Genomic DNA, 12573 nt, shown 5'->3' with positions numbered 1-12573 from the left:
TTATCGATGAAATATTAACATAATTTATGCCAAAATGAAATTTCTATTCGAAATCCTCAAACAAAATAGTGTTTCGGGTGATGAGTCTGAAACATCAGATTTTCTTTTACAATATATAGACCAACGAAAGAATTATTGGAATGTTTTGCCTGAAATCTATTCTGGTGAAGATTTTCATGATTGTATTTTATTGAAATTCGGAGTGCCTAGAACTGCGGTTTTTGCGCACATCGACACCATTGGTTTCATGTCAAGGTATAATAATCAGTTAATTAGCGTCGGAGGTCCTGAAATAATTGAAGGTACTATTCTAGAGGGAAGAGATTCTCTAGGCGAGATATCATGTAAATTAAAAGGTCAAGAAAATGACATTACTCATGATTTTCCTCGGGGAATTGCTCCTGGAACTCGACTTTCTTTTGCTCAAAACATCAGAATTGATGAAGAATATATACAGGCAGCCTATTTAGATAATAGATTGGGAGTATATACGGCCTTAAAGCTTTGCGAAACTATTACCGATGGTTGGGTGATTTTTTCCACATTTGAGGAACATGGGGGCGGAAGCATGCCGTTTTTGCTCAAATTTATTCAAGAAACTTCTCCTATTAAGCAGGCATTGATAGCAGACATCACATGGATTACTGAGGGAGTGCAGTTCCATAATGGAGTTGTGATCTCTATTCGGGATAAATTTATCCCGAGAAAGAAGTTTATTGATAGAATCATTGACCTTGTGAGCGATAGTGGGATTCCTTATCAGCTTGAGGTAGAAGAGTACGGTGGCAGTGATGGTAGAGAGGTTCAGTTTTCCCCTTATGCGATTGATTGGTGTTTTATCGGTGCGGCTGAGGAGAATGTCCACACGCCTGACGAAAAGGTTTCCTTAGTTGATTTGGAGGCTATGCTTAAGATTTATCCATATTTAATGGAAAAACTCTAATAATTGAGAATGAATATTTTAGTAAAAGATAAAGAATTTGAAATATTTCTCACTTCTGAGAAAATTAATCAACGTAATTCCCAGCTTGGGAAAGCAATCACGCGAGACTTTGGAGGAGAGGAGTTAGTTGTACTTGGGATTTTGAATGGATCATTTGTATTCATGGCTGACCTCTGTAGATATATTGACTTACCTCTTTCCACCTCTTTTGTAAAGGTTAGCAGCTATTCGGGTATGGGAACTACTGGGGAGGTCCGGTCTATATTGGGCTTAGAAGAAAAAATTGAAGGCAAAAATGTCCTTATCGTGGAAGATATAGTAGACACAGGAATCAGCATGGATTATTTGTTAAAGGCACTTTCTGAATTCAATCCAGCCAAACTTTCCATCGTAACATTACTGCATAAACCTGATGCTTTTCGTTTTAATTACGCGTTAGATTATGTCGGTTTTGAAATTCCCAATAAATTTGTGGTCGGTTACGGCCTTGATTACGATGGTTTGGGTAGGAATCTTCCCGATATTTATCAACTCAGTACTCCTTAAATAATAGACTTACGAATGTATAATATTGTATTATTTGGCCCTCCGGGTGCAGGCAAAGGCACTCAAAGTGAAAAACTTATAGAGAAATACGGACTTACGCACTTATCTACAGGGGATCTTTTCAGAAAGCATCTTGGCGAAGGAACGGAACTTGGCCAGCTCGCGAAAAAGTACATGAATGAGGGACGATTGGTGCCTGATGAAGTAGTAATAGGCATGGTCGAGGATAAAATCAATGAAACTAAGGACGCGCGCGGATTTATTTTTGACGGATTTCCACGTACTACTGCCCAAGCAGAAGCTTTGGACGAAATGCTTTCTCATCACAAACTTGAAATCAATGGAATGATTGCGTTAGATGTGCCTGAAGAGGTTTTAAGAGTAAGAATTAAGGAAAGAGGTAAAACATCTAATCGTGTGGATGATCAGGATGATGAGAAAATCAATACACGTATTAAAGTGTACTTAGATGAGACTCTTCCTGTAGCAGACTACTATGCTTCGCAAAGCAAACTTCAGAAAATCAATGGTGTAGGAGAAATCAACCAAATATTCAATGACATCACTTCGGTGATTGATAGCTACTGATTCCCTTTATTTTCCTAATTTTGCAATTCATATTTGGCTAGGCTTTTAAGCTTAGCCTTTTTCTTTATCAAAAAATGGCTGATTCAAATTTCATAGATTACGTTAAGTTCTGCTCCCGATCAGGCGCAGGTGGACCTGGGTCGACTCATTTTCGAAGAGAAAAGCATGTCCCAAAAGGTGGTCCCGACGGAGGTGATGGCGGAAGAGGTGGACATATTATAGTAAGAGGCACTACCCAAGTGTGGACTTTGCTCCATCTGAAATATAAAAAGCATGTAATCGCTGAGGCTGGTAAAAGCGGAGAAGGCGGGAGAAGAACTGGAGCGGATGGGAAAGACATGATCCTAGAAGTACCTCTCGGAACTATCGCAAAGGATGCAGAGACCGGAGAAAAGCGATTTGAAATCACTGAAGATGGGCAGGAAATAATTCTGACCAAAGGTGGAAGAGGCGGTTTAGGAAATGACCACTTCAAGACTTCGACCAACCAAGCTCCGCATTATTCACAACCTGGTGAAGAAGGTATAGAAGAGTGGATCATCTTGGAGTTGAAGCTTCTTGCTGACGTTGGGTTAGTAGGATTCCCTAATGCAGGTAAGTCAACCTTGCTTTCCTCTATATCTGCAGCTAGACCCGAGATAGGAGATTATCCATTTACTACGTTGGTTCCAAATCTTGGCGTAGTCGGCTATCATGGCGATCAATCCTTTGTGATGGCTGATATCCCTGGGATTATTGAAGGAGCAGCAGAAGGAAAAGGTCTTGGTATTCGGTTCCTTCGTCATATAGAGCGAAACTCGATTTTACTTTTCATGGTACCTGCCGACGCACCGGATATCGCAGAGCAATACAAAATTCTTCTTGGGGAACTAGAGAAATATAATCCAGAGCTTCTGGACAAACGAAGACTCTTAGCTATATCCAAGGCAGACATGCTGGACGAAGAGCTGGTGAAAGAAATGGAGAAAGAAGTACCTAAAGGAATTCCTCACGTTTTCATTTCATCTGTCTCTCAGTACAATCTTGACAGACTCAAAGATCTAATCTGGCAGGCTATTCACGAAGGTTAAGGTGTCAGTTTGTCAGAGAAAGTGCAATGGCAACAATATTGATAACCCCATAGCTCCAATTATTGTCTATTTCAATTATGAATAATAACGAACAAGTGGATCAAGAAATGAATCTTAAGGACGAAAATATAAATGAAGAATCAGTTGAAAACGTCTCTTCAGAAATGGAATTCGAAGGCGTAGAGCCTCAAACTGCTTCAGATGAGAATAAGCTGGAATACGAAGTAGCTGATCTGAAAGATAAATATCTTCGACTATACTCAGATTTTGAGAATTATAGAAAAAGAACAGCAAAGGAGCGTTTGGATTTAATCACCACAGCATCGGAAGATATGTTGAGGGAGTTGATTCCAGTAGTCGATGACTTCGAGCGTGCTTTGAAAGCTAGTGATAGTGAAGTAGAAGGATCAAAAGTGAGAGAAGGCAACCTACTTATTTTTCATAAGTTGGTAAAAATTCTTGAATCTAAGGGTTTAAAGCCAATGGACGACCTTGTTGGAAAACCTTTCGATGCTGAAACTCAAGAGGCAATCACACAGATTCCTGCCCCAAACGAAAAATTAAAAGGTAAAGTAGTAGACGTAATCGAAAAAGGTTATGTCTTAGGAGATAAAGTAGTACGCTACGCAAAAGTAGTGATAGGAGCATAAGATTATGGCTAAAAGAGATTATTACGAAGTACTTGGAGTAAATAAATCGGCTTCAACAGATGAAATAAAAAAAGCTTACAGGAAACTGGCGATTCAGTTTCACCCAGATAAAAATCCTGATAATCCTGAAGCTGAAGATAAATTCAAAGAGGCTGCGGAAGCATACGAGGTACTAAGCAATCCAGAGAAAAAACAACGTTACGATCAATTCGGTCATCAAGGTGTAGGCGGTGCTGGAGGATATGGCAGCGGCGGAATGAACATGGATGATATCTTCTCCCAGTTCGGCGATATTTTCGGCGGAGGCGGCGGAGGTGGTGGATTTGGATCATTTTTCGGCGGAGGCGGAGGAGGCCGACGTACCAAAAAAGGAACAAATCTTCGGGTGAAGATGAAAATGACCCTTGCAGAGATTGCAAATGGTGTAGAAAAGAAGATAAAAGTGAAGCGCCATTTGATAGCAGACGGAGTTACATTTAAGTCTTGTTCTACGTGCCAAGGAGCCGGACAAGTGAAGAAGGTGGTCAATACCATGCTTGGCCAAATGGTTTCAGCAAGCACATGTGGAGTTTGTGGTGGAAGTGGTCAAATCGTTGATAAAAAACCGGCAGATGCAGACGCTAGAGGTCTTATAATTAAAGAGGAAGTAATTTCTATCAATATCCCAGGAGGAGTAGCTGAAGGAATGCAGCTAAGTATGTCTGGAAAGGGAAATGAAATACCAGGTGGGATCGCAGGTGATTTACTTATTGTTATTGAAGAAATTGAGGACAAGGTCCTTCAGCGCGATGGTAATAATGTAATATATGATCTATATGTTTCCTTTATAGACGCAGCTCTTGGAGCTTCGGTAGAAGTGCCTACTATAGAAGGAAAAGTTAAGATAAAAATTGATCAGGGAACCCAAAGCGGTAAGATGCTCCGCTTGAAAGGTAAAGGGATCAAGGATATCAATGGATATTCCAAAGGAGATCAACTTATCATGGTAAATGTATGGATACCTACACATTTGTCAAGAGAGGAAAAAGAAACACTGGAAAATCTAAAGGATTCAGATAATTTCAAACCTGATCCAGGTAATAGCGAAAAATCATTCTTCGATAAGATGAAAGAGTTCTTTTAAAACAAAAAAAGCCAGATGCAATTCTGGCTTTTTTTATATTTTTAAAAAACCTTTTTAAAGTCGCCTCGTAACCTTACCGTATGCTTAGAAAATTGTGTCTGCTTTTTCTGATGATGATTGGAGGGGTAGCTGTGAGTAAGGCGCAACTTGTCAAAGAGTTCAAAGCGACAGAAAAAGAAGGTTTTGATATGGTTGCTCTTGAGTTTACTACCTATAAGAGTAGCACTCAACTGAGGAAAACCAAATCTTCCGACCCTGTCTATATTCATGGACATCTTGATCAAATTAATATCCTTCCAATTTTTTCTCAGAAAATATCAAATAATATTCTTCAGACATCTCTGATTCATAAGAACGTGGAGTCTGAAAATTTAGGAAAAAGTATCACTTCAAAACTTTTTTCAGGATCTTCTGATGATTTTGATCACAGCTGGAATGTTAGCCTGAGCACTAATTACCTTTATCATCTTGATTTTAATCTGGGAATGGGCAAGTCAGATTTTGACTTGGCTAATTTGACTATTAATCAGCTTAAGGTGAAAAGTGCCAGTGCCGATGTGACTATTCATTATGGAAGTAATTCTCCTAACCAAGTCCAGATGGATACGCTGCTAGTCACCTTAAATATGGGGACAGTGGTGATTGAAAATGCCAATTTCACGAATGCTAAAAAGATGATTTTTGAGGTGAATTATGGCAAGATTGATTTGGCTTTCTCTGAAGGAATGCCAAATGGCAGTCAAGTGATAGCTGCCGTAGGTGCAGGTTCACTTCATTTAAAGCTACCTTCGGATTCATTTCCCATTAAAATAAAAATGAGAACAACGGCGATGTGTAAAACTACCTTGCCGAAATATTTAAAACCGTTAGAGAAAGGGACCTATGTCACTAAAGGCTACAATGCCAATGATCCGAGATTAATGGAATTGATCATTGATGTGGGAGTCGGTTCATTAGTTGTAGAATAATCCCAATTTTTTGAATCATGCTAAAAATAGAAAAGCTTAATAAATCCTACGGAGCCAATAAAGCACTAACGGATGTAGATTTGAATGTGTCCGAAGGAGTGGTGTTTGGACTTCTTGGTCCAAATGGTGCAGGTAAGACTACCTTGATCCGAATTATCAATCAGATTATCGATGGAGATAGTGGTAAAGTCTACATAGGTGGAGAGCTTCTAGCGCCGAAGCATATTGGATTGATAGGATATCTACCAGAAGAGCGTGGGCTTTATAAGAAGATGAAAGTCTGGGATCAGATGTTTTATTTTGCCAGACTCAAAGGGTTAAGTCCGCAGGAAGCCAAGATGAAGATCAAATACTGGCTGGAAAAACTTGAAATGGAAACCTGGAAAGACAAGAAGATCGAAGATCTCTCCAAAGGAATGGCGCAGAAAGTCCAGTTTATTTCTACCATTATTCATAATCCTCCTCTTTTGATTCTCGATGAACCATTTTCGGGCTTTGACCCTGTAAATGCTGAGATTATCAAAAATGAGATTTTAGAACTCAAAGCAAAAGGAACAACAGTAATCCTAAGTACTCATAGGATGGAGTCTGTTGAGCTCCTTTGTGATCAGGTAGCGATGATCAATCGCTCCAAGAAAATTCTGGATGGCACCATCAAAAAGCTTAAATCCACTTATCGCCCGGAGGTATATTCGGTCACATTAGATCATCTCAGGAGAGACTTGCCAGCTGAGTGGATATCCAAAGAAGATGAAGGAAGCTACAATTTCACACTTCCTTTAAGTGGGAAAAAGCCCAATGATCTTCTAAATGAATTAATGCAGTATGGACAAGTGAGCAAATTTCAGGAGCTTATCCCAAGCATGGAAGAAATTTTCATTCACCAGGTAAAGTCAACAGAAAATGGATAAGATCTGGTTAGTTATTCAGCGTGAGTATGTATCACGTGTCAAAAAGAAATCTTTTTTACTCGTTACTTTATTAACGCCATTAATTTTCCCGGCGATCATGGGAGTTTTCGTGTGGATAGCTTTAGAGGAGGAGGATAATCAGGCTCTACGAATTATTGAAGTAGTAGATGACAATAAATTGTTTTTCCTAGAGAGCTCGGAGCAATATGCGTTTTCCTTTTCAGATGCAAGTCCCGAAGAAGCGAAGACCCTGGTACAGGAAGGGAGCCGCTATGGTTTTCTGCACATTCCGGAATTTGATATAAAAGACCCTGTTGGGATTTCATTCTACGGAGAAGAGAATCCAAGTATGAGTTTGATTAGCTATTTGGAGAACAATCTGCGAAAGAAAATCGAAGAGCAACGACTGTTTGAAAGCGGGATTGATCCCAAAATCATCAACGACGTCCGAACGAAAGTTGCGATTAAGTCCATCACAATGGATGATGAAGGAACGGAGACGGTGAGCGATGCCACAGTGAACTATGCGATAGGCTTTGTGGCAGGTATACTGATCTACATGTTTATTTTCATCTATGGAAATCAGATTATGCAAGGGGTCATTGAGGAAAAGTCCAGTAGAATCGTAGAGATTTTAGTTTCCTCACTTAAGCCATTTCAGCTGATGCTTGGCAAAATTATTGGGATCGCTGGAGTAGGACTCACGCAACTTTTGATTTGGATTGTACTAATTGGTACCCTTACCACCATCGTTACTGGGTTCCTCGGAATGCAGATGCCACAGCAGCAAGCTATGGAAATGGCCAATCCTGAATTGGCTCAAGGGTTAGCCCAAAACACTGACATGGGTGAGATTCTTCAAGTGCTTTCAGGTATCAACTACATTCAGATTGTCTTAAGTTTTGTCTTTTACTTCTTGGGAGGATATTTACTATACGGAGCCTTGTTTGCAGCAATTGGATCTGCGGTAGATGCTCCTTCAGATGCGCAGCAGTTTATGTTGCCAGTGACTATTCCTTTGATCGTTGCCTACATGGGCTTGTTTGTGTTTGTTCTGAATGACCCAAATAGTACTACCTCATTTTGGCTTTCAGTCGTTCCGTTGACTTCTCCAATTGCTATGATGGGAAGGGTCAGCTACGGTGTGCCATTTTGGGAACTTATGCTTTCAATGGGGTTATTGATTGCGGGTTTTCTATTTACAACCTGGGTAGCTGGGAAAATCTACAGAATCGGGATTCTCATGCATGGAACTAAGCCAAGTTACAAGACGCTTTGGAAATGGATCAAAACCAATAATTGATCATTCAGGCATACCTGGCTTTGTCAAAAGCTGCACAGAAAACAGCTTCGATTGAAGCCTATGAATTATTGACCATATAATCTGGGCTATCAGCCCGAGTTTTTATTTTATCTTCGCAGCATGTTTGTTCTATCTGATACACCATCACTAGCCAATCGCTTCCTGCGAGAAATGAGAGACGTCCGCATTCAAAATGATAGAATGCGCTTTCGAAGAAACTTAGAGCGGATGGGCGAAATAATGGCTTATGAAATATCCAAGTCATTTGAATATTGCTCGGAAGTAATAGATACTCCCCTTACCACCTCGTCTGCACTGAATCCAATAGAGCAACCTGTAATCATTTCTGTGATGAGGGCATCATTGCCGTTTTACAATGGTTTTTTAAGCTATTTCGATCAGGCAGATAGTGGATTTATTGGTGCTTTTAGAGATGAGAGTCAGGCAGGAGAAATCACTGTGCAATTGGGCTATCACGCTAGTCCAAGCGTAGAGGGCAGAATAATCATTCTTGCTGACCCAATGCTTGCTACTGGTAAATCTCTAGTAGAATCGATTCAATCTATTCTTTCTTACGGTACACCAAAACACATTCACATTGCTGCAGTAATTGCAGCTCCTGAGGGCATAGAATACCTCAGTAAAAATATCTCGTGCTCCTATTCGCTTTGGCTTGGAGCTATTGACGAGAAATTGAATCACCAATCCTACATTGTCCCTGGATTAGGCGATGCTGGAGATCTTGCTTTTGGCCCAAAACTTTAATTACTACATGCTACCTTATTTCCTATTATTTCTTGGTTTGGTCATTTTACTTTACGGAGGTAAAATTCTTGTAGACGGCGCTTCCGCAATGGCAGTAAAGCTGGGGATGAGTGCTGGACTAATCGGGATGACTGTGGTAGCTTTTGGTACATCTGCACCAGAGCTTTTAGTAAGTGTAAATGCCGCACTCAAGGGAAATAGTGATATTTCTATTGGAAATGTGATTGGATCCAATATTGCCAATATTGCTTTGGTACTAGGAATTAGCGGGATATTTTATCCCATCCTAATCCGAAAAACGCATATCCGATTTGACTATTTGGTTACGTTGCTGGTGTCCATTCTTTTCTACGGCTTAAGCTACAATGGGCTCATCGGATTTTGGGAAGGCATCCTGCTTTTAGGATTATTCATTGCATTTAACATCTACCTTTTTAAAAGCCCGGGAGCAGATCTAGTTGATAATACGGAAGTAGAAGAGGAAATAGAGCAGGTGAAAAACTACTCTTGGTTTGCATCCATTGCCTTGTTTATAGGTGGGGTAATAGGTTTGTACCTTGGATCTGAACTATTAGTCAATAACGCCGTGAAAATATCCAGAGAGTTCGGAGTTTCGGAGCGCATAATTGGAGTGACCATTATTGCCATTGGGACAAGCTTACCCGAACTTATCACCTCTATTATTGCAGCCTTATCGAAGCGAACGGATTTAGCGTTAGGTAATATTCTAGGCAGTAATATCATGAATATTCTATCTATTATAGGTATTACGGCGATCATTAAGCCGATTGGCGTGTCGCAAGCATTTATTGATTTTGATTTCTTATGGATGCTTGGAATTACTCTCTTTCTATTCGTGTTGATGCGTACGAAGATGCGAGTTTCAAAAGTTGAAGGTTCTCTGCTCTTGCTAAGTTACTTTGCCTACTTGTTCTTCCTATTATGATGGAATCTATTCTTACATTATTGGGAATCTACTTTCTATGTTGGTTCAAGTTTCTTGCTGGGCCAATTTTAGGATCAGCAGCTGGGTATAGCGTATGGGAAAATGTGTTAGTGACTGTTGCAGGAATGATGACCAGCGTAGTTATTTTCACATTAATAGGAACTAGACTCAAGAATCTTTTTGATGAAAAAATCTCTACAAAACCGAAACTTGTATTCTCAAAGAAGAATAGGAGGATAGTTCAGCTTTGGGGAAAATACGGTGAAATCGGTATCGCATTCTTTACACCAATGCTTCTTACTCCAATCGGAGGGACACTAATAATGGTTTCATTTGGCGTCAAAAAAAGACACATTTATTTACATATGTTTTGGAGTGCCTGCCTTTGGGCGGTGGTTTTTAGTTTGAGTATAGATCATCTGTTAGCAGTTCCCTTTATTAAAAACCTATTCCTCTAACTCTTCGTCAGGTAAGATTTCTATATCTTTTATCAGAATCCGCTCAGCGATGGACTGACCAGTCAATGTAGCTGCTAATCCACCCATAGCTGTTTCCTTGTATCTACTTTCCATAGATGCGCCTACTTCACCCATTGCGTCTATACATTCATCTACAGGGATCACGGCGCTAACATTTGCCAAAGCTATCTGAGCCGAGCTAAAAGCAATAGCAGCTGCACTTGCATTTCGCACTACACAAGGCACTTCCACTAATCCAGCTACAGGATCACATACTAGTCCTAGCATGCACTGTATCGTAATTGCCACCGCATTGAAAATCTGATCAGTATTTCCACCCAAGCAATATACAATAGCACCTGAAGCCATAGCTGCTGCTGAACCTGTTTCAGCTTGACATCCCCCTACAGCTCCGGCTAAGCTTGCTTTTTCTTCAATTATCAAAGCAATCCCAGCACCTACAAGGAGCCCTTCAACTATTTGCTCATCACTTAATCCATGAATTTCTTGAAGCGTAACTAACGTTCCTGGTAGGATGCCGCTTGCACCCGCTGTAGGTGCTGCTACCACTCTACCCATGCAGGAATTAACTTCTTTGGCAGCCAGTGCCCGTGAGATCAGCTTTTGAAATTCTGGAGAGAGGACAGAAAGTGGATGGTTAAATACTTTCTTGGCTCCATTGTTAATCATCCCCGAGCGAGAGGTCATTTCTTCTTCCAGTCCAGTCTTCACTGCATCTTTCATCACGCCATAAGCCTGAAGAAGACCAGCTTTAATCTTATCATCAGTTCCGTTTTTTTGATCTACTTCATATTCGATGACAGACTCAGGTAAGGATAGATTTTTCTCTTCACAATAGCTTTTCCAGTCCTTGAAGGATTCAAATAAATAGCTCATAATAGATGGGTTTATATACTTTTACATTTGTTCTAAATAACGCCAGCAAACTTAATTTCTTTAGTTTGAAGGTTGGAAGAGCGAAGACAGATGTAGCATCCTCGATAGGGTCTGACAAATTCTAGATTTCCATTGTCCTGTACTGTTTCATTTAGAAATTGAAATTCAGTGTCTGCTTAATCTCTGGATCCAAGCTTAATGCTACAGGACAAGTCCTAGCTGAATTTTTTAATTTTTGGATCATCGCCGGATCACTACTCGGACTATCCCAGTGAAAATCAATAATGATTTCACTTATTTTTCGTGGCGATGACTGCATTATTTTCGTCACTTCCCAAGTTAATCCTTCCAATGAAACTGAATCACGATTAGCCACGATTCCCATAATGGTAATCATGCAACTTCCTAAAGCACTAGCTACCAGATCAGTCGGAGAAAAAGCTTCTCCTTTTCCGTTATTATCTATGGGAGCATCAGTCAGTATTTTCACGCTTGATTGCAAGTGCTCAGACTCGGTTCTCAAATTCCCTAAATATGAACTTTTTATAGTGGGCATAAACTCTTATTTTTAAAATCAGTTAAAATACTAACACCCAAAAATAGGGCTATATTTTTGACCAATTCGAATGACCAAGCTGAAATTCATTTTACCTCTTCTTTTACTTTCCTTTTCCATTGAATCTTTTGCCCAGAGAGAAGATATCGGCAACTATGATTACGATAAGGAATATATGTTTGGCGGCAACAAAAACACTAACGGGGGACTGATAGGAGGTCTTGTATTCAAAGCAGGAACACGAATTGACGACACCCAATTTAGTTTTTGGGCTGTGGAATTTTCCAATGTCAAAAACCCAAAGGAAATCCGCTACAATACAGTGCTCGGCAACAGCTATATTTTTGGAAAGTCGAATTACCTCTATTCCATCAGGCCGCAATACGGGCGTGAAATAATTCTTTTCAAAAAAGCTCCCAATCAAGGTGTACAGGTTTCTGCACTTGCGGCGATCGGGCCATCTTTTGGTATAATCGCTCCTTATTATATAGAATATGCCCTGAACCGAGTAGAAACGGTACGAGAGCAATACAATCCGGAGATTCATCAAAGCCGGTTTAATATTTTGGGCACTGGAAGGCTTTTCGAAGGTATAGGACAATCAGAGTTTGCTATCGGTGCAAATCTTAAAGCCGCACTATCCTTTGAATTTGGAGTTTTTCGCTCTAATGCAATGGGATTGGAACTTGGATACATGCTTGAAGGTTTCACCAAAGAAATCCCTTTGATCCCGACTACAGAAAATCGACAGTTGTTCCAGTCCGCGTACTTCACGTTTTTCTACGGGTTCAGACAGTAGGTCAACTTGGGTTTTGCCCTTTGCTGAGTTACCTTTGTATCAAATCAGAA

15 protein-coding genes are annotated in these 12573 nt (G+C 40.1%); 13 read left to right on the top strand and 2 right to left on the bottom strand.

The genetic code is table 11. The features are described from left to right. Positions 1-34 precede the first annotated feature (34 nt). From ESV85_RS16285 to ESV85_RS16230, 12 genes are all read left to right on the top strand, one after another. Positions 35-943: an aminopeptidase gene (locus tag ESV85_RS16285; RefSeq protein ID WP_146919455.1), complete on the top strand. Its 909-nt coding sequence runs from the start codon at positions 35-37 to the stop codon at positions 941-943. A 9-nt stretch (positions 944-952) separates the two neighbouring features. Further along, on the top strand, positions 953-1489 hold the full coding sequence (gene hpt / locus ESV85_RS16280) for a hypoxanthine phosphoribosyltransferase (RefSeq protein WP_146919453.1): 537 nt from the start codon (positions 953-955) through the stop codon (positions 1487-1489). A 15-nt stretch (positions 1490-1504) separates the two neighbouring features. Continuing rightward, positions 1505-2077: an adenylate kinase gene (locus tag ESV85_RS16275; RefSeq protein ID WP_146919451.1), complete on the top strand. Its 573-nt coding sequence runs from the start codon at positions 1505-1507 to the stop codon at positions 2075-2077. Between the two features lie 74 nt (positions 2078-2151). Continuing rightward, on the top strand, positions 2152-3147 hold the full coding sequence (obgE, locus tag ESV85_RS16270) for a GTPase ObgE (protein ID WP_146919449.1): 996 nt from the start codon (positions 2152-2154) through the stop codon (positions 3145-3147). 77 nt (positions 3148-3224) lie between these two features. Next, positions 3225-3797, top strand: a complete 573-nt coding sequence (locus ESV85_RS16265) for a nucleotide exchange factor GrpE (RefSeq protein WP_146919447.1) — start codon at positions 3225-3227, stop codon at positions 3795-3797. A 4-nt stretch (positions 3798-3801) separates the two neighbouring features. Next, positions 3802-4920: a molecular chaperone DnaJ gene (gene dnaJ / locus ESV85_RS16260; RefSeq protein WP_146919445.1), complete on the top strand. Its 1119-nt coding sequence runs from the start codon at positions 3802-3804 to the stop codon at positions 4918-4920. Positions 4921-5000: 80 nt separating this feature from the next. Then, positions 5001-5888, top strand: coding sequence for a hypothetical protein (locus ESV85_RS16255; RefSeq protein ID WP_223276026.1), 888 nt, complete (start codon positions 5001-5003; stop codon positions 5886-5888). A gap of 17 nt (positions 5889-5905) precedes the next feature. Further along, on the top strand, positions 5906-6799 hold the full coding sequence (locus ESV85_RS16250; protein ID WP_146919443.1) for an ABC transporter ATP-binding protein: 894 nt from the start codon (positions 5906-5908) through the stop codon (positions 6797-6799). Continuing rightward, the gene (locus tag ESV85_RS16245; protein WP_146919441.1) at positions 6792-8102 is read left to right on the top strand and encodes an ABC transporter permease; all 1311 of its coding nucleotides are present in this window, start codon (positions 6792-6794) and stop codon (positions 8100-8102) included. The genes ESV85_RS16250 and ESV85_RS16245 overlap by 8 nt, the downstream gene beginning before the upstream one ends. Positions 8103-8222: 120 nt before the next feature. Next, positions 8223-8867 (top strand): uracil phosphoribosyltransferase, encoded by a 645-nt coding sequence (gene upp, locus ESV85_RS16240; RefSeq protein ID WP_146919439.1) that lies wholly within the window; start codon positions 8223-8225, stop codon positions 8865-8867. 7 nt (positions 8868-8874) lie between these two features. Further along, entirely contained in the window at positions 8875-9813 is a 939-nt protein-coding gene (locus ESV85_RS16235; RefSeq protein WP_146919437.1) for a calcium/sodium antiporter, read from the top strand. After that, the gene (locus ESV85_RS16230) at positions 9810-10271 is read left to right on the top strand and encodes a hypothetical protein (RefSeq protein ID WP_146919435.1); all 462 of its coding nucleotides are present in this window, start codon (positions 9810-9812) and stop codon (positions 10269-10271) included. The genes ESV85_RS16235 and ESV85_RS16230 overlap by 4 nt, the downstream gene beginning before the upstream one ends. Here the strand turns inward: ESV85_RS16230 and sdaAA are convergent. Beyond that, positions 10260-11168, bottom strand: a complete 909-nt coding sequence (gene sdaAA / locus ESV85_RS16225; RefSeq protein WP_146919433.1) for an L-serine ammonia-lyase, iron-sulfur-dependent, subunit alpha — start codon at positions 11166-11168, stop codon at positions 10260-10262. The two genes, ESV85_RS16230 and sdaAA, sit on opposite strands and share 12 nt — an antisense overlap. A gap of 151 nt (positions 11169-11319) precedes the next feature. Further along, positions 11320-11724: an OsmC family protein gene (locus ESV85_RS16220; protein ID WP_146919431.1), complete on the bottom strand. Its 405-nt coding sequence runs from the start codon at positions 11722-11724 to the stop codon at positions 11320-11322. Between the two features lie 70 nt (positions 11725-11794). On the opposite strand from ESV85_RS16220, the gene ESV85_RS16215 reads away from it, so the two are divergent. Beyond that, a complete protein-coding gene (locus ESV85_RS16215; RefSeq protein ID WP_146919430.1) occupies positions 11795-12523 on the top strand; it encodes a hypothetical protein in 729 nt (242 codons plus the stop codon). The last annotated feature ends 50 nt before the right edge of the window (positions 12524-12573 follow it).

It is taken from the genome of Algoriphagus aquimarinus, from assembly GCF_007997215.1.
GTDB lineage: Bacteria > Bacteroidota > Bacteroidia > Cytophagales > Cyclobacteriaceae > Algoriphagus > Algoriphagus aquimarinus_A.
Note: the sequence above shows the minus strand (reverse complement) of the source record. Positions and strands in the feature narration are given on the sequence as shown.

What these genes read in the sequence shown, in the direction of transcription:
- ESV85_RS16255 (WP_223276026.1), top strand. Translation starts at nt 5,001, where the DNA reads ATGCTTAGAAAATTGTGTCTGCTTTTTCTGATGATGATTGGAGGGGTA.
- dnaJ (WP_146919445.1), top strand. Translation starts at nt 3,802, where the DNA reads ATGGCTAAAAGAGATTATTACGAAGTACTTGGAGTAAATAAATCGGCT.
- ESV85_RS16215 (WP_146919430.1), top strand. Translation starts at nt 11,795, where the DNA reads ATGACCAAGCTGAAATTCATTTTACCTCTTCTTTTACTTTCCTTTTCC.
- ESV85_RS16250 (WP_146919443.1), top strand. Translation starts at nt 5,906, where the DNA reads ATGCTAAAAATAGAAAAGCTTAATAAATCCTACGGAGCCAATAAAGCA.
- obgE (WP_146919449.1), top strand. Translation starts at nt 2,152, where the DNA reads ATGGCTGATTCAAATTTCATAGATTACGTTAAGTTCTGCTCCCGATCA.
- ESV85_RS16285 (WP_146919455.1), top strand. Translation starts at nt 35, where the DNA reads ATGAAATTTCTATTCGAAATCCTCAAACAAAATAGTGTTTCGGGTGAT.
- upp (WP_146919439.1), top strand. Translation starts at nt 8,223, where the DNA reads ATGTTTGTTCTATCTGATACACCATCACTAGCCAATCGCTTCCTGCGA.
- ESV85_RS16220 (WP_146919431.1), bottom strand. Translation starts at nt 11,724, where the DNA reads ATGCCCACTATAAAAAGTTCATATTTAGGGAATTTGAGAACCGAGTCT.
- ESV85_RS16230 (WP_146919435.1), top strand. Translation starts at nt 9,810, where the DNA reads ATGATGGAATCTATTCTTACATTATTGGGAATCTACTTTCTATGTTGG.
- ESV85_RS16275 (WP_146919451.1), top strand. Translation starts at nt 1,505, where the DNA reads ATGTATAATATTGTATTATTTGGCCCTCCGGGTGCAGGCAAAGGCACT.
- sdaAA (WP_146919433.1), bottom strand. Translation starts at nt 11,168, where the DNA reads ATGAGCTATTTATTTGAATCCTTCAAGGACTGGAAAAGCTATTGTGAA.
- ESV85_RS16265 (WP_146919447.1), top strand. Translation starts at nt 3,225, where the DNA reads ATGAATAATAACGAACAAGTGGATCAAGAAATGAATCTTAAGGACGAA.
- hpt (WP_146919453.1), top strand. Translation starts at nt 953, where the DNA reads ATGAATATTTTAGTAAAAGATAAAGAATTTGAAATATTTCTCACTTCT.
- ESV85_RS16245 (WP_146919441.1), top strand. Translation starts at nt 6,792, where the DNA reads ATGGATAAGATCTGGTTAGTTATTCAGCGTGAGTATGTATCACGTGTC.
- ESV85_RS16235 (WP_146919437.1), top strand. Translation starts at nt 8,875, where the DNA reads ATGCTACCTTATTTCCTATTATTTCTTGGTTTGGTCATTTTACTTTAC.